At 59.8% G+C, this 25418-nt stretch carries 28 protein-coding genes; 18 read left to right on the top strand and 10 right to left on the bottom strand.

Annotated elements, in window-relative coordinates; all coding sequences use genetic code 11:
- Positions 1 to 8: 8 nt before the first annotated feature.
- Entirely contained in the window at positions 9 to 1160 is a 1152-nt protein-coding gene (locus MWU38_RS04785; RefSeq protein ID WP_247271240.1) for a murein transglycosylase A, read from the bottom strand.
- Between MWU38_RS04785 and MWU38_RS14985 the strand changes: the two genes are divergently transcribed.
- A complete protein-coding gene (locus MWU38_RS14985; RefSeq protein WP_247271269.1) occupies positions 1045 to 1296 on the top strand; it encodes a hypothetical protein in 252 nt (83 codons plus the stop codon). The two genes, MWU38_RS04785 and MWU38_RS14985, sit on opposite strands and share 116 nt — an antisense overlap.
- A gap of 25 nt (positions 1297 to 1321) precedes the next feature.
- On the opposite strand, the gene MWU38_RS04795 is transcribed toward MWU38_RS14985, so the two are convergent.
- Positions 1322 to 1993, bottom strand: a complete 672-nt coding sequence (locus MWU38_RS04795) for a Tim44/TimA family putative adaptor protein (protein WP_247270680.1) — start codon at positions 1991 to 1993, stop codon at positions 1322 to 1324.
- Between the two features lie 355 nt (positions 1994 to 2348).
- Between MWU38_RS04795 and secB the strand changes: the two genes are divergently transcribed.
- From secB to MWU38_RS04820, 5 genes are all read left to right on the top strand, one after another.
- A complete protein-coding gene (gene secB / locus MWU38_RS04800) occupies positions 2349 to 2876 on the top strand; it encodes a protein-export chaperone SecB (RefSeq protein WP_247270681.1) in 528 nt (175 codons plus the stop codon).
- A 41-nt stretch (positions 2877 to 2917) separates the two neighbouring features.
- On the top strand, positions 2918 to 4495 hold the full coding sequence (gene murJ / locus MWU38_RS04805; protein ID WP_247270682.1) for a murein biosynthesis integral membrane protein MurJ: 1578 nt from the start codon (positions 2918 to 2920) through the stop codon (positions 4493 to 4495).
- 176 nt (positions 4496 to 4671) lie between these two features.
- Positions 4672 to 5691: a tryptophan--tRNA ligase gene (gene trpS / locus MWU38_RS04810; protein ID WP_247270683.1), complete on the top strand. Its 1020-nt coding sequence runs from the start codon at positions 4672 to 4674 to the stop codon at positions 5689 to 5691.
- 329 nt (positions 5692 to 6020) lie between these two features.
- On the top strand, positions 6021 to 6665 hold the full coding sequence (locus tag MWU38_RS04815; protein ID WP_247271241.1) for a DUF4136 domain-containing protein: 645 nt from the start codon (positions 6021 to 6023) through the stop codon (positions 6663 to 6665).
- A 109-nt stretch (positions 6666 to 6774) separates the two neighbouring features.
- Complete coding sequence (locus tag MWU38_RS04820) at positions 6775 to 7761, top strand: TonB family protein (protein WP_247270684.1); 987 nt, start codon at positions 6775 to 6777, stop codon at positions 7759 to 7761.
- 21 nt (positions 7762 to 7782) lie between these two features.
- Here MWU38_RS04820 and dut read toward each other — a convergent pair whose 3' ends face one another.
- Both dut and MWU38_RS04830 read right to left on the bottom strand, forming a co-directional pair.
- Positions 7783 to 8241 carry a dUTP diphosphatase gene (gene dut, locus MWU38_RS04825; RefSeq protein ID WP_247270685.1) on the bottom strand — a complete coding sequence of 153 codons (459 nt, stop codon included), beginning with the start codon at positions 8239 to 8241 and terminating at the stop codon, positions 7783 to 7785.
- An 8-nt stretch (positions 8242 to 8249) separates the two neighbouring features.
- On the bottom strand, positions 8250 to 10028 hold the full coding sequence (locus tag MWU38_RS04830; protein ID WP_247270686.1) for a bifunctional phosphopantothenoylcysteine decarboxylase/phosphopantothenate synthase: 1779 nt from the start codon (positions 10026 to 10028) through the stop codon (positions 8250 to 8252).
- Positions 10029 to 10192: 164 nt separating this feature from the next.
- On the opposite strand from MWU38_RS04830, the gene MWU38_RS04835 reads away from it, so the two are divergent.
- A complete protein-coding gene (locus MWU38_RS04835; RefSeq protein ID WP_247270687.1) occupies positions 10193 to 10573 on the top strand; it encodes a DUF4345 family protein in 381 nt (126 codons plus the stop codon).
- Positions 10574 to 10583: 10 nt separating this feature from the next.
- On the opposite strand, the gene ubiB is transcribed toward MWU38_RS04835, so the two are convergent.
- A complete protein-coding gene (gene ubiB, locus MWU38_RS04840; RefSeq protein WP_247270688.1) occupies positions 10584 to 12158 on the bottom strand; it encodes a 2-polyprenylphenol 6-hydroxylase in 1575 nt (524 codons plus the stop codon).
- A gap of 4 nt (positions 12159 to 12162) precedes the next feature.
- The gene (locus tag MWU38_RS04845; protein ID WP_247270689.1) at positions 12163 to 12918 is read right to left on the bottom strand and encodes a class I SAM-dependent methyltransferase; all 756 of its coding nucleotides are present in this window, start codon (positions 12916 to 12918) and stop codon (positions 12163 to 12165) included.
- Positions 12919 to 13123: 205 nt separating this feature from the next.
- On the opposite strand from MWU38_RS04845, the gene mutM reads away from it, so the two are divergent.
- From mutM to MWU38_RS04880, 7 genes are all read left to right on the top strand, one after another.
- Positions 13124 to 13939 (top strand): bifunctional DNA-formamidopyrimidine glycosylase/DNA-(apurinic or apyrimidinic site) lyase, encoded by an 816-nt coding sequence (gene mutM / locus MWU38_RS04850; RefSeq protein ID WP_247270690.1) that lies wholly within the window; start codon positions 13124 to 13126, stop codon positions 13937 to 13939.
- 202 nt (positions 13940 to 14141) lie between these two features.
- Positions 14142 to 14402, top strand: a complete 261-nt coding sequence (gene rpsT / locus MWU38_RS04855; RefSeq protein ID WP_247270691.1) for a 30S ribosomal protein S20 — start codon at positions 14142 to 14144, stop codon at positions 14400 to 14402.
- 515 nt (positions 14403 to 14917) lie between these two features.
- Entirely contained in the window at positions 14918 to 16321 is a 1404-nt protein-coding gene (dnaA, locus tag MWU38_RS04860) for a chromosomal replication initiator protein DnaA (RefSeq protein WP_247271242.1), read from the top strand.
- A gap of 154 nt (positions 16322 to 16475) precedes the next feature.
- Positions 16476 to 16928, top strand: a complete 453-nt coding sequence (locus MWU38_RS04865; RefSeq protein WP_247270692.1) for a DUF983 domain-containing protein — start codon at positions 16476 to 16478, stop codon at positions 16926 to 16928.
- Positions 16925 to 17704, top strand: coding sequence for a HesA/MoeB/ThiF family protein (locus MWU38_RS04870; RefSeq protein WP_247270693.1), 780 nt, complete (start codon positions 16925 to 16927; stop codon positions 17702 to 17704). Before MWU38_RS04865 ends, MWU38_RS04870 begins: the two co-directional genes overlap by 4 nt.
- 141 nt (positions 17705 to 17845) lie before the next feature.
- Positions 17846 to 18634 (top strand): peroxide stress protein YaaA, encoded by a 789-nt coding sequence (gene yaaA, locus MWU38_RS04875; protein ID WP_247270694.1) that lies wholly within the window; start codon positions 17846 to 17848, stop codon positions 18632 to 18634.
- A 4-nt stretch (positions 18635 to 18638) separates the two neighbouring features.
- Positions 18639 to 19037 carry a DUF202 domain-containing protein gene (locus tag MWU38_RS04880; RefSeq protein ID WP_247270695.1) on the top strand — a complete coding sequence of 133 codons (399 nt, stop codon included), beginning with the start codon at positions 18639 to 18641 and terminating at the stop codon, positions 19035 to 19037.
- A gap of 7 nt (positions 19038 to 19044) precedes the next feature.
- Here the strand turns inward: MWU38_RS04880 and MWU38_RS04885 are convergent, their stop codons facing one another.
- The gene (locus MWU38_RS04885) at positions 19045 to 19746 is read right to left on the bottom strand and encodes an NAD-dependent deacylase (protein ID WP_247271243.1); all 702 of its coding nucleotides are present in this window, start codon (positions 19744 to 19746) and stop codon (positions 19045 to 19047) included.
- Between the two features lie 34 nt (positions 19747 to 19780).
- Between MWU38_RS04885 and dapB the strand changes: the two genes are divergently transcribed.
- From dapB to MWU38_RS04905, 4 genes are all read left to right on the top strand, one after another.
- On the top strand, positions 19781 to 20509 hold the full coding sequence (gene dapB / locus MWU38_RS04890) for a 4-hydroxy-tetrahydrodipicolinate reductase (protein ID WP_247270696.1): 729 nt from the start codon (positions 19781 to 19783) through the stop codon (positions 20507 to 20509).
- A gap of 20 nt (positions 20510 to 20529) precedes the next feature.
- A complete protein-coding gene (locus tag MWU38_RS04895; RefSeq protein WP_247270697.1) occupies positions 20530 to 21393 on the top strand; it encodes an ion transporter in 864 nt (287 codons plus the stop codon).
- A complete protein-coding gene (gene nth / locus MWU38_RS04900; RefSeq protein ID WP_247270698.1) occupies positions 21390 to 22040 on the top strand; it encodes an endonuclease III in 651 nt (216 codons plus the stop codon). Before MWU38_RS04895 ends, nth begins: the two co-directional genes overlap by 4 nt.
- Before the next feature lie 71 nt (positions 22041 to 22111).
- Entirely contained in the window at positions 22112 to 22525 is a 414-nt protein-coding gene (locus tag MWU38_RS04905; RefSeq protein ID WP_247270699.1) for a hypothetical protein, read from the top strand.
- Here the strand turns inward: MWU38_RS04905 and MWU38_RS04910 are convergent.
- Genes MWU38_RS04910 through dapE form a run of 3 tightly spaced genes read right to left on the bottom strand, consistent with a single transcriptional unit; the run spans position 22514 to position 25362 of the window.
- Entirely contained in the window at positions 22514 to 22942 is a 429-nt protein-coding gene (locus tag MWU38_RS04910; RefSeq protein WP_247270700.1) for a GNAT family N-acetyltransferase, read from the bottom strand. The two genes, MWU38_RS04905 and MWU38_RS04910, sit on opposite strands and share 12 nt — an antisense overlap.
- A complete protein-coding gene (locus tag MWU38_RS04915; protein WP_247270701.1) occupies positions 22942 to 24198 on the bottom strand; it encodes a dicarboxylate/amino acid:cation symporter in 1257 nt (418 codons plus the stop codon). Before MWU38_RS04915 ends, MWU38_RS04910 begins: the two co-directional genes overlap by 1 nt.
- A gap of 6 nt (positions 24199 to 24204) precedes the next feature.
- Entirely contained in the window at positions 24205 to 25362 is a 1158-nt protein-coding gene (gene dapE, locus MWU38_RS04920) for a succinyl-diaminopimelate desuccinylase (protein WP_247270702.1), read from the bottom strand.
- Positions 25363 to 25418: the final 56 nt, after the last annotated feature.

Raw genomic sequence — 25418 nt, forward strand, 5'->3', positions numbered from 1 at the left:
AGACAAGCTCATCGCCGTGATGAGTTGTCTTGAGAGTTCAGCCGCGCAACGGTGCCCTTGGGCAGGAACAAAAGCGCCGTGCCCCGACCGCTCATGCCGCCGGCAATTCGCCGTGCATCGTCCCCTGCGCCCCAAAAGGTATCAAAACGGTTCGCCCCCTTGATCGCGCCGCCGGTATCCTGCGCGATCCAGAGACCGTCGGCTTCGTTACGGTCAAGATCGAGCCATACCGGCGCTCCCAAGGGGACAAACGCAGGGTCTGCGGCGACCGATGCCTCGCGCCGAACGGGCACGCCCAATGCGCCGAGCGGTCCATCGCCTTTGAGCTCACGGAAGAAAATCCAGCTCTTGTTCTCGCGCATGAGCGCGCGGCCTTCACGCGGGTTATCGCGGATATAGGCCATGATCCCCTGCATCGAGCCAGAGTATTGCCCCGGTCCGTTGCCCAAAAGCCCGCGTTCGCGCATCACCCCGCCGATCCCGGTATAACCGCGCCCGTTCTGCCCGGCATAGCCGATCCGGATGACCTCGCCTTCCGGCGTGCGAAGGCGTCCCGACCCCTGAATTTGCAGGAAGAAAAATTCGACGGGATCAGCGGCATAAGCGATCACCGGAACGCGGCCGTCAAGCGCGCCATCCTCGATCTCTGCACGTTCATAATAGGGCACGAAATCGCCATTGGCGAGCTGCCGGCCCAGCGGCGCGCGACCGCTGCGTTCGGATTGCGGGGTGCTGCGCGGCCAGCCGCGTTTAAGGTCGCTCGGCATCGCGTAAACCGGCACATATCCCGGGCGAGGCGTGCGCGAACCGGCAATCTCGGGCTCGAAATACCCTGTCGCAAAGGCCTGACCATCGCCGATGCGCGCCGTTTCGAAGTGGGTCTGGAAAAAGCGCGGCGCATCGCTCATCGGCCATTGATACGCGGCCTCGCAAGAGGCACGCCAATCGGCGTTGTAGGATAATCCGCTCTTGTCCTCGCGGCGCAGCAGTTGCGGGCAGCTTTCAATAAAGCTTGCCAGGGCAGTTCCCGCATCGCGTTGGCTGATGCGCAATTGGCCCACGCTTGGCCCTCGCACAACGCCTGCGAAGGCCGCAGTGGATGCGCTGGTGACAGGGGGCGGGATCGGAACGGCAGGGCGCGGTCCGGATGCCTCGGGCACGAGACGGACGCAGCCGGTTAGAAGCGCCGCACAAGCCAGCGCCATCATTCCGGCATTAATGGAAGCGGGTCGACGCGAAGGGGTATCGGGTCCGGTGAGCCAAATCGCCTTGCGCGACCTGGCAGCGCGTCCTTGATGCGCCCCCCACACCTCTCAAACCCTCAGCCCTGGTCGGTTTCGTCGAGAATCCAGTTTGGATCACGCGATGAAACGTCGCGGCTAAAGGTCCAGATATCGCGGCTTTCGATGGCATCATCGAGGCTACCGGCCACCACATTGCCCTCCTTGTCACGGGTGACAGCGGCGATGTCTGCAACGAACAGGACCGCAATCCGGGCGACTTTCGAGAATTTGGCGGTTTCAAGCGTCGCCGAATGCACGCGGGTTTCCTCGATACGCACAAGCTTGTTATCAAGCGTCAGCCCTTCGGCCTCGCGTTGGTTGATGGCAGCTTCGAACCCTGCGTAGACATCGTCATCGCAAAGGTCGCGAAGGGTCTCCTTGTCGCCCTTCCAGAACGCTTCGAGCACCATTTCATAAGCGCCGCGCGCGCCTTCGATGAAGGCGCCGAATTCGAACGCACGGTCCACTGCCGCGATCTCGCGAATGCCATTTTCCACCACGGGTTGAGCCCCTTCAAGTTCAACGGGACGAGGCTGCGCTGCTTGCGGCGCGGTGGCGGCGGTGGGCGCTTGCTGCGGAGCGTTATCTTTCGGTTCGAAACGCTGCGGAATCGATTCTTCCTCGTGTTCTGCCCGGCGCCCGAGCACCGAATAGAGGCGCAGCCCCAAAAAGGCGGCGATCATGGCGAGGATGACGATTTCTAGAATCACGGTATTTCCTTGTTTGACCGAATCTGGCGCAGGCCCATTCAAGCAGCCCTATCAGTAGTGACTGAATTGAATGTGTATGCCAACACAAGATACGGCCCGCATTGGCGCAAGATGCGCCGGAGAGGTCAGTTTATGTGTCATAAATAGGGACGAAATTCAATTCTCCAACGCCTTGTGGCGATGCGATGCATACAATTCCGGCCCTTAATTGACACAACTCGTCAGTTCGCTTGCCGGTTCCGGCCCATTGCAGTCTCTGTTGCCTGTTACCGTGGCCCCTGCTACGCGCGCTCACTGATTTTATGCCCTTGCACACAGGGGCAAACCCGACATTCAATCGAAAGATGCAAAAGCTATGGCCGAAGAAGGTGCTAATCCAGGTGACGTACTCACCAACCTCGACAACAATGGCGCTGACAATCAGCCTGCCGCCGGGATCATCACGCAGTATGTGAAAGATCTTTCGGTCGAGAACCCCAATGCGCCAGACGTCTATCAATGGACCGAACAGCCAAAAGTCGATGTGCAATTCAACATCGGTGCCGTTCCCAAGGGTGACGAGGTGAGCGAGGTTGAGCTTAAGATCAACATCACCGCGTCCACTGAAAAAGGCCCTGCCTACATCATCGAACTTTCCTATTGCGGCCTTGTTGGCATTCGCAATATCCCCGATGATCAGGCGCACGCTTTCATGTTTGCCGAAACCCCGCGCATCCTCTTCCCGTTTGCCCGCCGTGTGATCGCAGATGCGGTGCGCGATGCTGGCTTCCCGCCGCTTATGGTTGAGCCGATTGATTTCAATGGCCTTTACATCCAGCAATTGCAGGCCAAGCGCGCTCAGGAAGGCAATGTGACGACGCCTGCTCCTGGCGCTGGCGCGTAACGCCTTGCTTCACCGGCAAGTGACCGCATAACCTTGCGCACATGAGCCTGCTCAAAAACGTCGGCACCATCGGGTCCCTGACCATGGTCAGCCGTGTCGCCGGGATGGCGCGCGAGATGATTTTCGCGCGCGTCCTTGGCGCAAATGCCGTGACCGATGCGTGGTTTCAGGCCTTTATCATCCCCAATGTGTTCCGCCGCCTGTTCGCAGAGGGCGCGTTTTCAGCCGCCTTTGTGCCGATGTTTTCCAAGCGTTTGCACGGGAAAGACGATGCCGAAGAAGGGCTCGACGATGCGAAAAGCTTCAGCAATGCCGTCCTCAGCGTCTTTCTGCCCGTTCTGATCGCTCTGGTGGCGGTGTTCGAAATCGCCATGCCCGGCGTAATCTGGCTCTTGTCGGAAAAGCCTCTCGACCCCCAGACCTATCCGCTCGCGGTCGATTTTGCGCGGATCATGTTTCCCTACATTATCCTCGTCAGTCTGGTGACGCTGTTCACAGGGATGCTCAATTCCGTATCGCGTTTTGCCCCTGGCGCTGCCTTTCCGATCATTCTCAACATCGTTCTGATCGCCGCACTTTTATGTGGCGAATGGTTTGCCCAAAGAACGGGCGTCAGCGTCACGCAGATCGCTTACGGTATCGCATGGGCCGTGACCGGTGCAGGGGTCATGCAGCTTGCGTGGCTCTATTACTGGACAAGGGTCGAGGGGTTTCGCCCCAAACTCTTGTGGCCGCGCATTACGCCAGAGGTAAAGCGGCTTGCGATCATCGCCCTGCCCGCAGCCATTGGTGGCGGCGCGTATCAGATCAACACTCTGGTCCAGCTCTATTTCCTCAACCAGCTTGAGGATGGTTCGGTGAGCTACATGAACTATGCCGACCGCCTCAATCAGCTGCCGCTTGGCATTATCGGCATCGCGCTTTCAACCGCGATCCTGCCGACGCTGTCAAAATTCGTCGGGAGCGAAAACAAAGAGGGCGCAGACCGGATTCAATCCGACGCGATCGAACTTGCGATGCTGCTCACCGTTCCTGCCGCTGTGGCGCTGGCGATTTGTGCCGAAGCTTTCGTTACCATGATTTTCGCAGGCGGGCGCTTTGACCTTTCAGACGCTCAGGTAACGGGCGATGTGCTGGCCACGCTCGTTCTGGGTCTTCCGGCCTATGTGCTGGTGAAAGTCCTCGTGCCCAATTTCTACGCCCGCGCCAATACGCGAACCCCTGTGGTGGCGGCCTTTATCTCGCTGACAGTGTTCATCGCGGCGACCGTGTTCTTCCTTGAAGATTACGGCGTCATCGGCGTCGCCTTTGCGAGCGTCGTTGGCGCATGGATCAATGTGGGCTTCCTGCTGATCGTGCTGGCGAGCCGGGGGCATTATCGTATTCCCGGCGTGCTGTTGCTGCGCATCGCCAAACAAGCCATCGCCGCCGCCGCAATGGGGGCTGTGCTCTACTACGCCAACAGCTATCTTACTGGTTGGTATTCCGCCGGGATCTTTGCGCGGCTTGTTGCGCTCGGCGTGCTGGTCGGGTCCGCAGTGATCGTTTACTTCGGTCTGGCATTCGTGTTTGGCGCGATCGACAAGCAACGCATTGCAGCCCTTACCCGCAAGCAATAGCGCCGCCTTGCGCGCGCCACGGCATCTGCTATTGGCAAAGCCCATGACCAACACGTTCTTCTCTTACCGTTCAGCCCCATTGCGCTTTGCAATGCGCGGGCGGGCGGCCTGGCGATGGCTGGGGTGCTGTTCCAAGCACACCTGACCATTACCAATCTGAAGAAAGAGTACCCACAATGAGAGTTGTTTCGGGCATCCAGCCCACCGGAAAGCCGCACCTTGGCAATTACCTCGGCGCGATCGTCAACTATGTGAAGCTTCAGGACGAGGCCGAGGCGCAAGGGGGCGAATGCTTCATCTTCCTCGCCGACCTGCATGCGCTCTCGATGACGCATGATCCGGCAGAGCTGACACGAAATACCCGCGAGATGGTGGCAACGCTGGTTGCCTGCGGGGTCGATCCGTCCAAGACCGTGCTGTTCAATCAGGCGCAGGTTCCAGCCCACGCAGAGATGCAATGGCTGTTAAATGGCACTGCGCGGATGGGGTGGCTCAACCGCATGACGCAGTGGAAGGACAAGGCGGGCAAGAACCGCGAGGGACAGTCGGTTGCGCTGTTCACCTATCCAGTACTGCAAGCCGCCGATGTGCTGCTCTATCAGGCAACCCACGTGCCGGTGGGTGAGGATCAGAAACAGCACCTCGAACTGGCCCGCGACATCGCGCAGAAATTCAACAATGATTTTTGCGACGAGGACGCGCCGCTTTTCACCCTGCCTGAACCTTTCATCCCGCCATCGGCGGCGCGGATCATGAGCCTGCGCGATGGCACCTCGAAGATGAGCAAATCGGACCCGTCCGAAATGAGCCGCATCTCGCTCACCGATGATCCCGACACGGTGATGAAGAAGGTGAAGAAGGCGAAGACCGATCCAGAGCCCCTGCCATCAGAAGAGGCAGGCCTCGAAGATCGCCCCGAAGCGCGCAACCTCGTGGGTATTTATGCTGCGCTCACCGGCAAGACTCCGGCCAAGGTTCTGAGCGAACACGGCGGTCAGGGGTTCGGCGCATTCAAACCAGCACTGGGCGAGGTTCTTGTAGAGACGCTCACCCCGATCAACGCGCGGTTTATGGAACTCAAAGGCGATCAGGAAGCTCTGGATGCGATCCTTGCGCGAGGCGCATCACGGGCGCGCGAACGCGGCATTCCGACGCTCGATGCCGCGTATAAGGCGCTTGGCCTGGTGCGCGGATAACGCACTTCGGGCCGGCGATAACACGTCGGCCCAAGCCACCTGGCCGCGCGAGCGTTCAAATCCGGTTCAGCCCGCATGATTATTGTGTGCATCGTTAACAGCTGACACTGCGAGACAGTATGGGGATTTTGGATCGAACGACCTTCGATCCAAAGCGTGAGGACAACGCGAAAGATCAGCGATTTTTGGACTGATAGCCAGAGACAACGCGGGCAAATGCCCCGGTCACAGACGATGGTCACTGGCGATTTTGTGAAGGATATGGCATGATCCAATCTGATATGAACCCTGACGATACAAACACGCGCTCATCATTTGCGAGTCGCTTCATGCGCCCTGCGGCAAAGATGGGCCTTGCCGGCATTCTTGCGCTTGGCCTTGCCGCGTGCTCGACCAACACCTTCAAGGCCGATGTTTCACGTTTCCAGGCTGAGCTTCCAGCGCCTGCGGGGCAAAGCTTCGCGGTTGTTGCAGATGACCCTGCGCTAGCGGGTGGTCTGGAATTTGCGCTTTATGCCGATATGGTTGCGGCTGAAATGGCCAAGCTCGGCTATGTCGAGGCAGAACCGGAAGCGGCCACCATGCTCGTTCGGTTCGACTACGGCGTCGACAACGGGCGTGAGCGGGTGCGCACCACCAATACGGGCTACGGGCACTTTGGCCCGTGGGGACGTTTTGGCGGATTCGGCCTTCGCCGCGGCTACGCCTTTGGCTTCTACGATCCGTGGCTCGCCGGTCCCGAAGTGCGCAGCTACACTGTTTACACCAGTGATATCGATCTCAAGATCGACAACACTGTCACTGGCGAGCGTTTGTTTGAAGGTCAGGCGCAGGCCGCCTCGCGCTCCAACCGCCTGCAACATCTGGTACCCAATCTGGTCGATGCGATTTTCACCGACTTCCCCGGCAATTCGGGTGAGGTCCTGCGCATCACAATTCGCGACGACGGGAAGAGCGTGAAACCGGCACGGTGACAGGCAAACTTCAGATCCACCCATGGATGGGACGGAAAGGCGGCGGAAGGGATCAGCGCCGCCTTTTTGTATTGAGCGCCCGGTATCTCCTAAATTATCAGGCACACACATGACCAAATCACGTCTCTTTTCACCTTTGCGCGCCCTTGCGGGTCTGGCTCTTGCTGGCTCACTTTCCAGCGGGGTTGCTGCGCAGTCGAGCGAACAGGAAATCTTCGTGGATCTTGGCCGTTGGGTGATTTTGCAGGACGAGGCGCGGCGCATTTGCGAACTTCGCCTGAGCGATGGCGGCCCGCACGTGCTGAGCTATCAATTGCAGGACGGGCGCGCGGGCAGTTTGACGCTGCAACGGCGTTCGGGCCGGTATTTTTCGGGTATGGTCGGCAATGTGGAATGGGCGTTTGACGACGCTCGCTTTGCCGGGTTCAGCACAGGCGAAGGGTTCGCCCTTAGTGCAGGGTCAAGCGGTGTTGAACGAGGGTTCCGCGCAGCCAAGGTGCTGACCGTCAGTCAAGGCAGCCAACCGGTCGCACGCATTGATCTGAAGACCAGTTCAGCCGGCTTTCGCCTTCTTGAACAATGCTCCGAGCAATGGCGTTATATCCCTTGGTATCGGCGTCAGGCGAACGCCCAGTATCGCGACCTGCCCGATGCACGAAACGGCAGGCTCATCGCAGGACCATCGCGCCCGGTGCCCCATTCAGGCGCGCGTTCGGCGCCCAATTCATCAGCGCGCTCGCGCCCCGGAGGGGTTGCCCCTGCGCTTGATCCGGCAGAAGTGGGCGGCGCGACGCAATCCGCACCCGTCGCTGCGCGTCCGATCAGCCCGTCTTCATGGATCAGGGCCGACGACAGGCTGCCCTGGCCCTCACGCGGATTTCCCAGCGGGCAAGGCGTGCTGCGTTACACCCTCCTTGTCGATGAAGTGGGACGCGCGCAGGATTGCGAAGTTGAGGGGAGCACCGGTTCGCGCAAGTTCGATCGGCGCGTGTGCAAACTGCTGGTCGAGCGTGCGCGCTTTGATCCGGCCCGCAGCTCCAATGGCCAGGCGGCCAGCGCACGCTACACCTCTACCGTAAGATTTGCAGACGACTAAAGCGCCCGGCGCTTCGTTTTTCTAAAGCTTTGCGTGACCGCCGGTTGAGCCAAAGCCGCCGTCGCCGCGCGTCGTTGCGTCAAGCTCGTCGACCTCTTCCCAAAGCCCTTGAGTGACAGGCGCCACTACCAATTGAGCCACGCGGTCGCCGCGTTCGATCTTGAAGTGGTGATTGCCGTGGTTGATCAACAGAACTTTCAACTCACCGCGATAATCGGAATCGATTGTGCCGGGCGTATTGGGCACTGTGATGCCATGCTTGAAAGCAAGGCCCGAACGCGGGCGCACCTGTATCTCATACCCTTCAGGAATGGCCATGCTGAGGCCGGTCGGAACCGCTTTCCGGTCCCCCGGCGCAATCGACATCGCTTCGGACGCCACCACATCCATGCCCGCCGACCCTTCGGTGGCATAGGCAGGCAGGGGCAGTCCCTCGCCCGTTGGCAAGCGTTTCACCCGGATTTGCACTTTATTGGTCACGGCGATTATCAGCCCTTTGCAGCGATTGCCTCAGCCATACGGCTCACCAGCGCCATTGCAACCTTGCCCTTGGGCATTTGATCGAGGCTTTCCACGCCCTCGCTCGTCACGATATGCACGGTGTTGTCGTCGCCGCCCATCACATCGCCCGAAACATCATTGGCGACAATCCAGTCGGCGGCCTTGCGTTTGCGCTTCTGCTTGGCATGGTCGATCACCGAATCCGTTTCAGCCGCAAACCCCACGACAAGCCCCGGACGGTTATTGCCCGCGGCCAGATTGGTGAGAATGTCGGGGTTCTCGGTCAGCATCAAGGCAGGTGGCGCAGAGCCGCGCTTCTTGATCTTTTCGTCGCGATATTCCTTGGGCCGCCAATCTGCAACCGCAGCCACCATTACGGCAACATCAGCGGGAAGCGCGCGCTTGACCGCAGATGACATTTCTTCCGCGCTTTCAACATCCACGCGTTTCACGCCTGCTGGCGTCTTGAGGAAAACCGGCCCTGCGACCAGAGTGACCTCGGCGCCAAGGGCAGCAGCGGCGGCTGCAATCGCAAAGCCCTGTTTGCCGCTCGATCGGTTGGCGATGTAGCGCACAGGATCGATCGATTCCCACGTCGGGCCAGCGGTGACAAGCACATGGCGACCCTTGAGCGGCTGGTTGTCAGGGTCGGCCACGATCCCGGCAATCTCTTCCTCGTCGGCGACAACCGCTTCCATCTTCGCAGGCGCGGCGCTCTTGGCAGCGACCTTCGCGGTTTCCTTCGCAGTCTCTGGGACAGGCTGGAGATCGGTCGCCTTGTCGGAAAACATCCCTTCGGCCTCATCAGGGGCCAGACGGCGGTCATCCACCTCGTGATTGATCGCATCCTGATCGACCGGAGGCGCGGCCTTGCCCGCCCCCTTTTTCGCAAGCGGGGAACCGGCGAGATTGGGGTCGAACTCGATATCTTCCTCGGGAAGCTCCTGAAGGAATTCTTCGGGCACGTCCTCTTCGCCACCGAAACCTTCAAGATCTGCATGAAGCTCGGCTTCGATTTCCTCGGCGCTGCGTTTTTCGGTCGAGCGCGGGATGATACGCGAAAGCAAGCCGCCAAGCCCGCCCATCGAGGAACTTTCGCTCTCATCCTCGGGCTCAAGCGCTTCGACTTCGGCCGGCGGAAGGGTCGGAGCGGCGACAGGCGCCTCTTCCTCAACCTCAATCCCGAAGTGATCGGCAATCGCGCGCCAGATCGCAGGCGGTTCGGGCAGGCGGCCATAACCAAATTCGCCGCAAGCCATCATCCCTTCATCAGGGTGCAGCACATGAACGCCGTTTTCGCGCAATTTTTCAACATTGCGCACGGTGGAAGCGTGCTCCCACATCTTCACATTCATAGCGGGCACGGCCATGACCGGCTTGTTGGTGGCAAGAAGCAGGGTGGTGGCAAGATCATCGGCAACGCCTGCGGCCATTTTGGCCATAAGGTCGGCAGTCGCCGGGCAAACGACCACGAGATCGGCCTCGCGCGACAATTCGATATGCCCCATCTCGACCTCGTTCTTGAGGTCGAACAAAGAGGTGTACACCTGACTTTCGGACAGCGCGGCGAGCGACATTGGCGTCACGAATTGCTGCCCACCCTTGGTGACGACAGGCGTGACAGAGCCCCCGCCCTTGCGGATGAGGCGCACAAGCTCGAGCGATTTGTAAGCCGCGATACCGCCGCCCACCACGAGGAGAATTCTGGGTCCCTTGACGCTCACGCTGTGCCTACTGTCCTCAAAATGCAGATGTTCTACACCCATCTAACCACCTTAGTCCTGCTCGCCAAGTATCTGGACCAGGAACCCGGCCCAAGTGTGGGAGGAAGCCTTGCGCTGTGATGGTTAAGATTGCACTTATTCACGCGCCCCTTGCGATCAAGCGATAATGCCATGCGCGGGGAGGTGGATGAGAGGGGATTTGCGACATGAAACTGGCACTTAAAGTGGTTCTCAGCCTCGGGGGGTTGCTCCTCGTGTTTATGGGCTTTGGCTTTCTCACCGATCCGGTGGCCTCGGGCGCAGACTTTGGCCTGGTTGTCGAAGGCGCGCATGGCCTGACCTCTGTGCGCGGCGATTTGACCGCGTTCTTCACAGTGAGCGGCGCGTGCTTCCTCTGGGGCGCATGGGGTGAGCGACGCGATCCGCTGATTATCGGCAGCGCGCTGATGCTGGTGGTTCTGATCGTGCGGGTTATCTCGATCTTCGACTATGGCACGTTCGAAGGGTTCGAGGCTCCGATGAGTGTGGAAGCTGTACTTGGCGTGTTGGGTCTTTGGGCAGCGAAAGTGCTGCCTGACGGCGATTGATCGCGCCTGCCTAAATCAGACCCGCGACACTCGCGCCCAGCACGGCGCCTGCGCCCACGAGGCCGGCGACGAAATAGCCAAACCAACCGCCGCCCCTGCGGGGTACGACATCGCTCTCACCCAGTCGGCCCATAAGCTTGACCTCGGGCAAGGGCGGTGCCTCTGGCGCGCCACCCTTGGGTGGGAACCTGTCTTCGATACGCCGGATGAGATCGGGCAGTCGCAGGAAGGTCTGCGTATCTTCTTTCAGACGCTCGGCCACCGCCGCCTCCGGTCCCAGCTCATCGCGGATCCAGCTGCGCACATAGGGTGCAGCGGTGTCCCACATGTTGATGTCGGGATTAAGCTGCGTCGCGATGCCTTCGACCATCACCATGGTTTTCTGCAAAAGCAGCAGGTGCGGCTGTGTCTGCATGTCGAAATCGCGGGTGATCGCGAACAGGCCGTCGAGCATCTGGCCGACCGAAAGCTCTTTCACAGGCTTGCCGCGCATCGGTTCACCCACCGCGCGAAGGGCCGTCGCAAATTCGCCTACCGAGTGATAGCTTGGCACATATTGCGCCTCGAAATGGATCTCCGCGACGCGTTTGTAATTGCCTGTGGTCAAACCATAGAGAATTTCTGCAAGCCATTGGCGCGCGCGCCGGTCGATCCGGCCCATGATGCCAAAATCGATCGCCACGATGGTCCCATCGTCCTGCACGAACAAATTGCCCTGGTGCATATCGGCGTGGAAGAAACCGGCGCTGATCGCTTGTGTCAGGAAGCTGATGACGAGGCGCTCTGACAATTGCGTCAGGTCATGACCTGCTGCCACCAATTCATCGCGGCGCGAGATCTTGATCCCGTCGACCCACTCGACCGTCATCACCCGGCCGTTGGTGCGATCCCAGTCAATTTGGGGGATGCGATAGCCGTCAACGCCCGCCATATCCTCGGCCAGTTCCGAGGCCGAAGCGGCTTCGCGGCGAAGGTCGAGTTCCGAATTGGTCCAGCGTTTGAAATTGGCAATCGTCAGGCGCGGGCGAAGGCGCTCGGCCTCGCCTCCCATCGCCTCCACGTGGGCCGCCGCCCATTCGTAGGTTTCGATATCCTTGGCAAATTTCTCGCGGATGCCGGGGCGAAGGACCTTGATCGCCACCTTTCGCCCGTCAGTGGTGACACCCTTGTGCACCTGCGCGATCGACGCGGCGCCCACAGGGACGGGGTCCACTTCGGAAAAGAGCGCCTCCATCGGCTGCCCGAAAGAGCTTTCGATCGAATCGCGGATAAGGCCAAAATCAACCGGCGGCAGATTGTCCTGCAAGCTTAGAAGATTGTGCGCGGCCTGTTCGCCAACGAGATCGGGCCGCGTAGCCAGCGATTGCCCGAGCTTGATCGCGGCAGGGCCAATCGCACGGAAGGCACCGGCATAGTCGCGCTCTCCGCCCTTCGAGGTGAAGGTCGCAAGCCGCGCGAGCCTTGCCAAGGTCTTTACCGGCGGGGGCGCATTGGGGTCTTCCTCGATCCCGACAAGCGCGCGGCGGCGCGCAAGGGTGATGCCCCATCGCGCAAGACGGAAAAGATGTGTCGCTGGACGGGTCAAACTCTTAGACCTTCCACCCCGAATGGATCGCAACCGCGCCGCCCAGAATGACCTCGGCCTTGGTGTTCACAAACCCCGCATTCGAAATCATCGCCTCGAACTCTGCCGCGCGGGGAAATTTGCGGATGCTTTCCGCAAGGTAGCGATAGCTTTCGATATCGCCCGCAATCACCTGTCCCATGCGCGGCATGATGTTCATCGAATAAAAGTCATAGATTTCGCGAAAGCCCGACCAATCGGTGACCGAAAACTCCATGCAGTAAAAACGGCCACCGGGGCGAAGGACACGCAAGGCTTCTTTCAGCGCCTTTTCCTTATGGGTCACATTCCGGATGCCAAAAACGATGGTGTAGGCGTCAAACGTATTGGAGGCGAACGTCACCTCTTCTGCGTTCTGCTGAGAGAAGACGAGGCTGCCCGCGCCCTCTGCCTCGTCACGCTCCATCGCGCGTTCTGCCCCAACATCGAGCATTTCCTGATTGATGTCGGCAACCGTCACATTCGCGCCGCGATCGGCCATGCGAAAGGCAATATCGCCCGTGCCCCCTGCCATATCGAGAATGTTCTCGCCCGATTGCGGCTTCACCCGCTTGACGAAGCGATCCTTCCAGCCGCGGTGCATGCCAAAGCTCATCGCATCGTTCATGATGTCGTATTTCCTGGCGACGCTGGAGAAAACCTGGCCGACGCGGCGGGTTTTTTCCTCCGGGCTTACGTTTTCATAGCCAAAGGAGACGGTGTCTTGATCGGTTTCGCTCATGTGGGGAGCCTTAGAGGGAATTGCGGGTCGCGCAAAGGGTGATTAGGGACGTCTTTGTTGCGTGCGGCGTGCACATTCGTGCAAGCCTTTCCGTGGCCACCCGCTCCCTCCACCCTTCCACCCGGATTGTGTCCCGGTAGGCTCCGGGTGGAAGGGTGGAGGGAGCGGGTGGCCAAGGCGCGAACGATAGTGAGCACAAACACAAATGCCTGAGTTACCAGAAGTCGAAACAACGGTCAGAGGACTTGCAAAGTTCCTCGATGGCGCGCGCATTGAGCGGGTGACGCTCAACCGGCCCGATTTGCGGCGTCCTTTTCCGGATGATCTGGTGCAGGTGATGACGGGGGCGACGATCACGAGCCTTTCGCGGCGGGCGAAATATGGCCTCCTTCATCTCGACCGCGAACAATCGGTTATCTTTCACCTCGGCATGAGCGGGCGCTGGCGGATTGATCCCGACGAACCGGACAAACACGACCATATGGTGGTGGAAACGGCCAACAACCGCTTTGCCCTGTGCGATCCGCGGCGATTCGGTTCGGTCGATATGGTGGCGACGGGCCAGTTGGACGCATGGGGCCCCTTTGCCAGTCTTGGGCCGGAGCCGCTGGGCCCCGATTTGACGCCCGCCTATCTGAAGGCCGCGCTCAAGGGGAAAGTGCAAAACATCAAGCTGTGCCTTCTTGACCAGCGCATCGTCGCAGGGCTCGGCAATATCTATGTATGCGAGGCGTTGTGGCGCTCCGGCATTCGCCCGACCAAGCGCGGCGGAACGGTCACACGGGCTCAATTCGAACGGCTCGTGCCCGCGATCAAGGATGTGCTCACCGCTTCGATCCGCGACGGTGGCTCCTCCCTTCGCGATTACGCTGCGCCCGATGGCGAGCTGGGCTATTTCGCCACGCGCTTTGACGTCTATGGCCGCGAGGGTGAGCCGTGCCACAACGATGACGGCGGCATGATCAAACGGATCGTCCAGGGCGGGCGCAGCACGTGGTATTGTCCCGTCTGTCAAAAGTGATATGTGCAATGCAAGCAAGGGGGCAAGGACACAGGCTGCCCTGGACATCGGGCGATCACACGCCCCAAAACACTTGCCTTGCGCGTAAATTCGCACTAAGTGCGCCGCTTTCCCGGCGAAGAATCGCCGCTTTTCGTATATTCGATTCAGATTTCCGGCCGCTTTCGTGGCGGCCCTCACAAGACGCGAGACAGAAAAACCTATGGCAAATTCGCCTCAAGCCCGTAAGCGCATCCGTCGCAACAACCGCCGCGCCGAAGTGAACACCGCGCGCATGAGCCGTATCCGCAGCTTCGTCAAAAAAGTCGAAACTGCTCTGGATGCCGGCAACAAGGACGAAGCGGCTGCTGCTCTTAAAGCGGCTCAGCCAGAGCTCGCTCGCGGTGTTGCTCGTGGTGTGATGCACAAGAACACAGTGGCGCGCAAAATGTCGCGCCTTTCAAAACGAGTCGCCGCACTCTGATTCGCGTCGATGACCGCTGATAGGTGGAACTACGCTACGTAGTTTTACCCGTTTTGGTCTCCGCATTCTCACTAAGGGTCGTGTCGAAAGACGCGGCCCTTTTGTTTTGCCGCGATCAGGTCAATCCGGATTATCGAGAATGCGCAGAAACCCTACGATTCGCGGGGTTAATTTGGTGGAAACCATGAAAAATCAAAGCATTAAACGCAAGTCTGCGGGATAGAGACGAGTCAAGCCAGTTTATTTCGATTTTGTTGCAATAGTTCGCTTGCACTCAGCGCCGAACAATCGTTTATTCGCAATCACTCGGCGCGGGACAGTCCGGGTTCAAAAAATTTGATCGACTGGTTAGCCGGTGGGGGTGCTCCGCCGGATAGGGATAGAATTGCCCGTCGGATAGATAGAAACAAACCTTGGACAGGTGCTTTTTCCGAGGGGCATTCGTAGTGGGGAAGCAAGTGGCATATAATTCTGATAAGGCGCGGACCACGCGTCGCAAGGCGGACGACGATTTGATGGAAGATGCAGAAGCGGTAAACCTGGCAGCCGATTGGGCCGATATCAGCCAGGGGCTCAAGAAAGATTTGGGCCATCAGCTTCACAGCCAATGGATCAAGCCCATTCAGGTGGGGGGCATCAACAAGGAAACGGGCATTCTCGACCTGTTCCTGCCAACCGAGTTTTCAGCCAATTGGGTGAAGGATCGTTTTCACGATCGTTTGCAGCTCGCATGGAAGATCATGCGCGGCGATGTGCGCACGGTGAACATCCAGGTGCATCCGGGCCGCCGGCAATTACCAGAGCTGCGCCTTGATGACGGGCGTCGCCCGGCCAATGATGGTGCGAGTGCGATTGCGGTGGCTGCCGGAACGATTTCGGACGCCGGCTTCACCTCGAGCGTCGGGCTTGACCCGTCGCTTACCTTTCAGGCGTTCATCACCGGCGAGGCCAATGTGCTCGCCTGCAACGCGGCGCAACGTATGGCGGCGACCGAACAGCCGCAGTTCTCGCCGCTCTATCTCAAAGCTGCGACAGGGCAAGGCAAGACGCACTTGCTTCACGCAATCGGCCACGGCTTCCTCGCCTCGCACCCGCGTGCTCGGATTTTCTACTGCTCGGCAGAGCGGTTCATGGTGGAGTTCGTGCAAGCACTCAAAGCCAACCAGATGATCGAGTTCAAGGCGCGTCTTCGCAGCTTTGACCTGCTTCTGGTGGACGACATCCAGTTTATCATCGGCAAGGCATCCGCTCAGGAAGAGCTGCTTTATACGATTGATGCGCTGCTCGCCGAGGGCAAGCGTCTCGTGTTTGCCGCCGACCGCGCACCGCAGGCTTTGGACGGGGTCGAACCCCGCCTCTTGTCGCGCCTTTCGATGGGTCTGGTGGCAGACATTCAGGCCGCCGACATCGAACTGCGCAAGAAGGTTCTGCACTCCAAGCTTTCGCGCTTTGCACCTTTGAGCGTGCCCGAAGACGTGATCGAATTCCTTGCGCGCACCATTACGCGCAACGTTCGTGAGCTTATCGGCGGATTGAACAAGCTCATCGCCTACGCGCAGTTGACGGGTCAGGAAGTCTCCCTCCAGCTTGCAGAAGAGCAGCTTACCGATATCCTTTCCGCCAACCGCCGCCGGATCACGATTGACGAGATCCAGCGCACCGTGTGCCAGTTCTACCGGATCGACCGGTCGGAAATGTCATCGAAGCGCCGCGCGCGCGCGGTTGTGCGTCCACGTCAGGTTGCGATGTACCTCTCCAAGGTGCTCACACCGCGTTCTTATCCAGAGATCGGCCGCAAATTCGGTGGCCGCGATCACTCGACGGTTATCCACGCCGTTCGCCTGATCGAAGATCTGCGCCAACGCGATGCCGATATGGACGGCGATGTGCGCAGCCTCCTGCGTCAGCTTGAAAGCTAGGGCGCCGGTTAATTCTCACAGCTTTTGCGCATTGTTTGGACAGGGTGGTCCACAGCCACTCTGCCCAGCCTGCCAACATCTAATCGACACCTTTGTCACAGGGCTCTCCACAGCCCTGTCGACACCTCATGCACATGCTGTAAACAGCCTTTCCATGAGCTTATCCCCGCCCCTACCTGCGCGCCCTGCATGCGATATCGACCTGCCTCGAAGCGGGCTTGATGCCGTCATGCGTGGCCTTAAGGGCACCTGCCCCAGATGCGGGGAGGCGAAGCTGTTCCGCAAGTGGCTCAAACCCAAGGACACCTGTCCGCATTGCAAACAGGATTGGTCCCGGCAGCAAGCCGACGATTTTCCCGCCTATATCGGGATCTTCGTGGTCGGCCACCTGCTCGCGCCCGTGGTTATTGCCATGATTACAACTTTCAAGATGAGCGCATGGGCAGTGCTCGCCACCATCCTGCCAGTTGCCGTGGTGATGCTGATCGCGACACTGCAGCCGGTCAAAGGCGCGGTGATCGCCTTTTTGTACTGGCATGGCATTGGCGCATTTTCGAAAGAGCGGCGTGCCGAGGATGTCGTCGTCGAGGAGACGCTGGACCAATGACCTTGTCCCCGGCCCGCCTCGACCGCTTTGCTCGGCATATCGTGCTGCCCGAAATCGGCGGCGCAGGTCAGGTCGCGCTGGCGGGCAAGCACATTGCGGTGATCGGCCTTGGCGGGATTGGCTCGCCAGCCCTGCAATATCTCGCGGGCGCCGGGATCGGTACCTTCACCCTCGTCGATGACGATGTTGTCGATGCGAGTAATCTTCAGCGTCAGACCATCTTCACCTCACGCGATGTCGGCCACGGCAAAGCCACAAGCGCACGCCGCTGGCTTGCCAATTTCGACGATGCGCTGAATGTGAACATCTCGGACAACCGCATCACATCGCAAAACGTCGGCGACCTTATCGCAGGTGCACATCTCGTGCTTGATGGCACCGACAATTTCGCCACAAGGCTCGCCGTGTCCGATGCCTGCGTTGCCGAACGCGTGCCCTTGCTCTCCGCCGCCGTGGGCCGGTTTCAGGGGCAGGTTGGGGCATTTGCAGGTCACCTCGCTGGCCAGCCTTGCTATCGCTGCTTCGTCGGCGATGCGTTCGATGCAGAAGATTGCGACACCTGCGCCGAAGACGGTATGCTGGGCGCAATGGCCGGTTGGACCGGCAGCTTTGCTGCAATGCAGGCGGTGCGGGTGCTCCTCCAGGGGGTCAGCCGCTTTGGCGATCCTGCCTGGGGCAAGCTTCACATCCTTGACGGAATGACACCGGGAATGCGCACGCTCACCATCGCAAAGGACCCTGCGTGCAAGGGATGCGGGCACTTGGACAGCCAATAAACCGATTGGTGTGATCGGGTAAATCCTGCCAAAAAGTCGCGATCACGCTGGACAGGGTGGGACCCTATCGGCCACCAGTTTGTTGATTGACCAACGTCAAAACCCTTTCGCCCACTCCGATTGACCCTGGGACCAGCATAGATGATCACGCTCCTTTCCCCTGCCAAGAAACTCAACTTTGACGAACCGGACACGTCGCTTGAGAACACCCGCCCGCGCCTTGAAGAGGACACGCGCGAGATTGCTGGTGTCGCAAAAAAGCAGACGGCAAAGGACCTCGCCAGGCTGATGAGCATTTCGGACAATCTGGCCGAGCTTAATGCCGAGCGTTTCAAGGCCTTTGATCTTGATGGCCGCAGCAATTCGGCAAAGCCTGCAGGGCTTACCTTCGATGGCGATGTGTATTGGGGGCTTGAGGCGAAATCGCTGGGTGACGAAACCCTCGCCTATGCGCAGGATCACCTGCGTATCCTATCCGGCCTTTACGGCGTGCTGCGTCCGATGGATGCGATCCAGCCCTATCGCCTCGAAATGGGTACCAAGATGAAGAACCCGCGCGGGAAATCGCTCTATGATTTCTGGGGCAGCCGGATCGGTGAGCAATTGGCCCAAGACCTTGAGGGCCACAGCGACAGCACAATCGTGAACCTGGCCAGCAACGAATATTTCAAGGCGGTCGACACCTCCGCCCTTCCCGGCAAGGTGATCGAGGCGAGTTTCCTCAATGTGAAGGACGGTGAGGCGCGCCGGCTGATGTATCACGTCAAATTCGGTCGGGGCCTGATGGCGCGCTGGATCATGGAAAACCGCATCGAGAATGCCGACGATTTGCGCGGTTTCGATGCAGAGGGCTATAGTTTCGATGCCAAGGCGTCGAGCGAGACGGAGCTGGTGTTCACGCGGCCCCAACCACCGGTCAAAAAGAAGTAAAGCATTGAGCGACGACAAATCCTCCAACGATCTGGCCGAAGACCGCACCGATCTTGCCGAAGATCGCACCAATTGGGCGGAGGACCGCACGCTTATGGCGAACGAGCGCACCTTTGCCGGATGGATGCGCACCGGGCTTGCCGCGGTTGGTATCGGGCTGGGCTTCAATGCCCTGTTCGGAAAGATGGAGCCTGCTTTTCTGCCAAAAGCGATTGCGACCATTTTTATCCTGATCGGAATTTTCGTGTTCTTCGCGGCGCAGCGTAATGGCTGCGCTGTGCAAACCCGGCTACAGGCCCACCAGGCCGAGCCTCTTCAGACCATGAATATGCGGCTTATCGCAGCGTTCATGGCGCTCGGGAGCGCAGGGCTCGCTGTTGGCATCTGGTTGATGAAATTTTGAAGAGCGCTCAAGCTTTGAGCAACTCGTCCACCCATGCGGGGACCAATTCGCCTGCTTTGCCGTAACGGGCTTGCGAAAAGAAGTGTGAGCCTTCGCTGGGTTCAAGATTAAGCTCGAGCGTTTCGGCCCCATGTCCGCGCGCCTCCTGAACGAAGCCGGCCGCCGGGTAAACTGCGCCGCTGGTGCCGATGGAAACGAAGAGATCGCATTGGCTTAGAGCCGTATAGATCCGCTCCATCTGGTAAGGCATTTCACCAAACCATACGACGTCGGGGCGAAGCGTCGGGGCCTGGCAAACGGGACACGCAGGCCGCTGCGACATGGGCGCATCCCAAGGCGAGCGGACCTCGCACGAGGTGCACAGCGCAGATTTCAGCTCACCGTGCATATGCAGAACCTGGGAACACCCGCCACGTTCGTGCAGGTCGTCCACATTCTGCGTCACGAGAAGCAGGTTGCCGGAAAATTCACGCTCCAGCCGGGCGAGCGCAGTGTGCGCCGGATTGGGCCCGACTTTCGACAGCGCCTCTCGCCTCGCATCGTAAAAGCCGAGCACCAGATCGGGATTGCGCGCGAACCCTTCCGGCGTTGCCACATCCTCGATCCGGTGCTGCTCCCACAATCCACCCGCGGACCGGAAAGTGTCGATACCGCTTTCTGCGCTGATCCCTGCACCTGTCAGGATGACGATGTTATCGAAGTCTGCCATGGTGGTATGAAACACTGCACGAATGAGGGAAGCAATGGCAAAATTTGCAGTCATCGGACACAAGGGCCGCATGGGTCAGGCGATCGCCGCCGCAATTGACGAAGCGGGCCACGAATTTTGCGTAGGCGTTGATCTTGGCGGGGATCCGGCGCCCGTCATTGGCCAGTGCGATGTGGTGGTCGATTTCTCCTCGCCCGATGCGCTGGCGGGCAACCTCAAGGCGGCGCGCGCGAAAGGCGTTCCGATCCTGATCGGCACCACAGGACTTGAGGATGCGCATTTCGCGGCCATTGACGAAGCGGCAGGCGACATCCCGGTTCTGCAAACCGGCAACACCTCGCTTGGCGTCACATTGCTTGGCGCGCTTGTCGAACAGGCGGCACAGCGCCTTGGCGATGACTGGGATATCGAAGTGCTCGAGATGCACCACCGGATGAAAGTCGATGCGCCATCTGGCACGGCAAAGCTTCTTGGCGAAGCGGCAGCCAAGGGGCGCGGCGTCGACCTTGCCGATGCAATGGACAGCGGGCGGCACGGACACACCGGCGCGCGAAAGAGCGGGGACATCGGTTTTGCAACGCTTCGCGGAGGGAGCGTTGCGGGCGATCATTCGGTCATCTTTGCGGGCAATGAAGAGCGCCTTACCCTTTCGCATTCGGCGGAAAACCGGATGATTTTTGCGCGCGGCGCCGTTCGCGGCGGCGCATGGTTGATCGGGAAAGCTCCTGCACGCTACACCATGCGCGACGTTCTGGACCTTTAGTTCGGTAAGCGGGGGGAAAAATGGGGGCACTGCGGACCAAGCTTTATGAGCAGCTCTTCGTCGGAGCGCATCCGGACGGGCGCCTGACGCTTCTCAACCGGTTGCTTATCGCGACCATCGTGCTTGCCGTGATCGGGGCAGCGCTGGGAACCGAGCCAACCCTTTCACCCGCATGGCATCGCGCGCTTTTGGTCGGGGAGCTGGTCTTCGGGACGATCTTTTTGCTTGAGTATATCGCGCGGGTTTACGCCGCAGCCGAAGCGCCAGGAGAAGGCTCTGCCTGGGCCAAGCGCTGGGCCTTCATGCGCAGCTGGCTGGGGATCGTCGATCTTGTCGTGGTCGTGGCAACGCTTGCGCCCCTGGTCGCAGGCGATGCGGCGATCCTGCGGGTGCTGAGGCTGTTCCGGGTTATCGCTGTGATGAAATTCGGGCGCTTCAGCCTTGCGATCAAATCGGTATGGCAAGCGATCGCGGACCGGGGCGATGATCTGATCGTGACGGCGGCGCTTGCCTTTATCTTTGTCCTGACGGGCGCAACCTTGCTGCACGTGGTCGAAGGTTCGATCCAGCCCGAACAGTTCGGCTCGATCCCACGCGCCTTGTGGTGGGCGGTCATCACCTTGACCACCGTGGGTTATGGCGATGCATACCCGGTGACGATCATCGGCAAGTTTATCGGCGGCACTCTGGCGCTTTCAGGCATTGCCTTTGTCGCCATGCCGACCGGAATTATCGCCGCCGCCTTCTCCGATGCCATGCAGGCGCGCCGTGACCAGAAAATCCAGGAAATGCGCGAGCATCTGGAGCGGCTCGATGAGATCGACGAGAATGTGGTGGCAAAGCTTGAGAAGCTGGAGCGCGCAAGCCATATCCCGCCGATATGACCAAGGACCAGATTTTCGAATTCTTCCGGCGTTTGGCCGAACACAATCCCGAGCCGGAGACCGAGCTTGAGTATGGCAATGCCTATCAGCTGGTGGTGGCTGTGGCGTTGTCGGCACAGGCCACCGATGTCGGGGTGAACAAGGCGACGCGCGCGCTGTTTGCGCAGGTTAAGACGCCGCAAGAGATGCTGGATCTGGGGCTGGAGGGGCTGATCGGTCACATCAAGACGATTGGCCTGTTCAACTCAAAGGCGAAGAATGTGATCGCCTTGTCGCAGCTTCTGATCGACGAATATGGGGGCGAGGTTCCCGATACGCGCGATGATCTTGTGCGTTTGCCCGGAGTGGGGCGCAAGACCGCCAATGTGGTGCTCAATTGCTGGTTCAAGCAGGAGACCTTTGCGGTCGACACGCACATTTTGCGGGTCGGCAATCGCACAGGGCTTGCCAAGGGGAAGACGCCGGAAAGCGTTGAGGCAAAGCTTGAGAAACGCGTGCCCCAGCCCTTTCGCCTGCACGCGCACCACTGGTTGATTTTGCATGGCCGCTATGTCTGCAAGGCGCGCACGCCCGAGTGCTGGCGGTGTGATCTGGTTGATTTGTGTTCGTTCCGCAAGAAGGTGCTGGAGAAGCCAAAGGGCCGGTAAACCATTGCAGGCTTGGTGCGAGAGGCGCATAGTCTTGCCAAGGGCGTGGAGGGCGAATGAGGAGACTGCTGATGTTCCGACACACCCTGATGCTCGCAGGAGTGGCTGGCCTCGTCGCCTGCGCCACCACTGACGGCGAGCCGCGCCCCGACCCTGCGCTTGCGGGTCCTGCTGTCAAAGTTGTTGGCGAGGCTGAAACCTGCATCAACCGCACGGCTGTTCGCAACACGCTGGTGCGCTCCGATCAGGTGATCGACTTCGAGATGCGCGGCGGGAAAGTCTACCGCAACGTGCTTAGCAGCCCATGCCCGAGGCTGGGGTTCGAGCGCGCTTTCACCTATCAAACCACGATCAATCAGCTGTGCCGGCCTGAGATTATCTACACGCTCGACACGTTCGGAGGCCGCCTCGATCGCGGCGCGGGGTGTAGCCTCGGCGATTTTGTGCCGGTCGAGTATCTCGAGGATGCCGCCTCAGACGAGTGATTTTACAAGGTAATGCGAGGCGTGGCCCTTCGGCCTGTCGGGGAGCGTTGCCATTAGGCGATAGCCTTGCTTTTCGTAGAACGGTTTTGCCTGCCAGCTGGTGGTCTCGACGAGCGCCTTTTCGCAATTGTGCGGGCGGGCGAAGTCTTCGGCCTCGGACAAAAGCGCTGCACCCAGCCCTGAGCCGCGCGCGGTCTCGTCCAACCAGAGAAGTTCGATGTGCAGCGTGTTCCAATAGCACACGGCGCGAATGCCGCCTTGAAGCGCGCCTTCATCGTCTTTGGCGAGGACGAAGAATCTGACCTCGTCCTCGACCTTTTCGAGATCAGGGACGCCGGCTTTGTTAAACGCGACGATCCCCTGACTGAGCGCGTCGGCGTCCTCCGGGGACGGCTCGCGCTCAACGCTGATCGGCATCAGACATCGTCGGCGCTGACAAGCTCGGCGCGGTCGAGTTCGCCGGTCATCGCCGCCACCGTCGTCGCCACTGCTGCATCACCAGTGACATTGGTGGTGGTGCGCATCATGTCCATGATCCGGTCGATACCAGCGACCAGCGCAATCGTCTCAAGCGGCACGCCAACCGCGCCAAACACCAGCACCATCATGATAAGGCCAGCGCCCGGGATCCCCGCTGCGCCAATCGCGCCCAGAGTTCCAAGGATCGAGATCAGCACATAATCGCCCATGTCGAGCTCAACGCCGAACACCTGCGCGCCGAACAATGTGGCAAGGCCCAGATACATCGCGGTCCCGTTCATATTGATGGTCGCGCCAAGGCTGATCACGAAGCTTGCGACCGAGTTCGATACGCCAAGGTTCCGCTGCGCACAGCGCAAGGTCACAGGCAAAGTCGCATTGGAGCTTGCGGTGGAATAGCTCACCGCGATGGCATCAACGATGCCGCGGAAGAAGTCGATCACCGGCAAGCGGGCGATGAATTTGATCATCCCGCCATAGATCAGCCCGATAATGAGAAGGCAGCCCACGTAGTTGAGCACTACCACAATGCCGAGCGCCTGAAGCGCCTCAAGGCCCAGAGTGCCCGCGACCCACGCCATCAGCGCGAAAACGCCGAACGGGGTCAGTTCCATCACCACCATGGTGACTTTCTGCATGACGACGCTGCCAGAATCGAAAATCTTGAGGACGGGTTCGCCGTCTTCCTTGGCCATCAAAATGCCGATGCCGATCAGCAGCGAGAAGATGATAAGCGGCAGGACGTTGACGTCTGCCATGACCTGAACCGGGCTGGAGGGGACCATCTCAAGGATCATCTGCTGCACGGTCACGCCGTCTTCCTGACGGGCCTGTGCGCGTTCAAGAGCGGCGGCGTCGAGGTTCATCCCGCTTGCGTCGAGGCCCGAACCCGGCTGCACCAATGTGCCAATGCCAAGGCCGAGCCACACCGATATTTGACCCGTCACGACAAACAGCAACAGCGCACGCCAACCCACGCTGCCAAGCTTTTTAAGATCGCCGATACTCGCGACCCCTGCGACAAGGCTGAAGAAGATCAGCGGCACGACCAGCATCTTGATAAAGGCGATGAAGATATCGCCGATAATCTTGATGCTTTCAGCGCCCGGCCCCCAGATATAGCCAACGATAATGCCAAGGATCAGCGCACCGATCACCCGCTGCCAGAGCGGAATCTTGAACCAAGATTTCATGTGTCTTTACGCCTCTTCTTGCGTTGTCTCGAGTTGAAGCGCCCCCAGCGCTGCGCGTGTGTAAATCCGTGCTAACGCATCGAGGTCGGGAATAGCCACCGCCTCATTGCGTTTGTGCATAGTTGCATTGCACAGGCCAAACTCAATCACCGGGCACACAGCCCGCAGGAACCGCGCATCCGACGTGCCGCCGGTGGTGGATGCTTCGGGTGTGATGCCGGTTTCCGCCTCGACCGCTTGGGCCAGCATTTCGGAAAACGGTCCCGGAGCGGTCAGGAATGGCTCGCCTGAGATAATCGGCAATGCGCTCCCGCCGTGCTTTTCGGCAACTTCGCTTGCCCATTGGGACAGGCTTGCGCCTGAATGAAGATCGTTGAAGCGGATTGAAACGCGCGCCTTCGCACTCGCCGGAATGACGTTGTGCGCGGGATTGCCCACCTCAAGATCGGTAATCTCAAGGTTGGAGGGCTGGAACCAGTCGGTGCCCTTGTCCAGCACTTGCCGGTTCAGATCATCCAGCATCGCCACCAGCTTGGGAATCGGGTTGTCGGCCAGATGCGGATAGGCAACGTGGCCTTGCGTCCCCTCAACCGTGAGCCAGATATTGACCGAGCCGCGCCGCCCGATTTTCATCATATCGCCAAGCCGGTTGACGCTTGTGGGTTCGCCCACAAGGCACAGGTCCGGCCGAATGTCCTGCTCGCGCATATAGTCGATAAGAGCGCGCGTCCCGTGAAGCGCTGGGCCCTCTTCATCGCCGGTGATGATAAAGCTGATCGTGCCGGCATCTGCCGGGATGTCGTGGCAGGCAGCCACCATACACGCGATCGCGCTTTTCATATCGACTGCGCCGCGGCCATAAAGAAGCTCGCCTTCCTCAGTAGGGACGAAAGGATCGCTCTCCCACCCGTCACCGGGCGGAACCACATCGAGGTGGCCTGCAAAGGCGAAGTGCCTCGAACCTGCCGGACCCTTGCGGATGGCAAAGAGGTTTTCGACAGGAGCCTCGTCCGTGCCGTCTGCACCCTGCCCTCGTTTGAAGCGGTGGATTTCGAAACCCAAGGGCGCGAGGAGCGCTTCCATCTCGTCGAACACTTGTCCGGTCGCGGGCGTGACGGATGGCGCGGCGATCAGGCGTTTGGCGTAGTCTAAGGCGATACTCATAGGCGAGCTTGCTAGCAGGAGATGCGCCCAATGCCCAAGCCTGATTTGAAGCTTAC

It is taken from the genome of Qipengyuania sp. S6317L1, from assembly GCF_023015615.1.
Taxonomy (GTDB): Bacteria; Pseudomonadota; Alphaproteobacteria; order Sphingomonadales; family Sphingomonadaceae; genus Erythrobacter.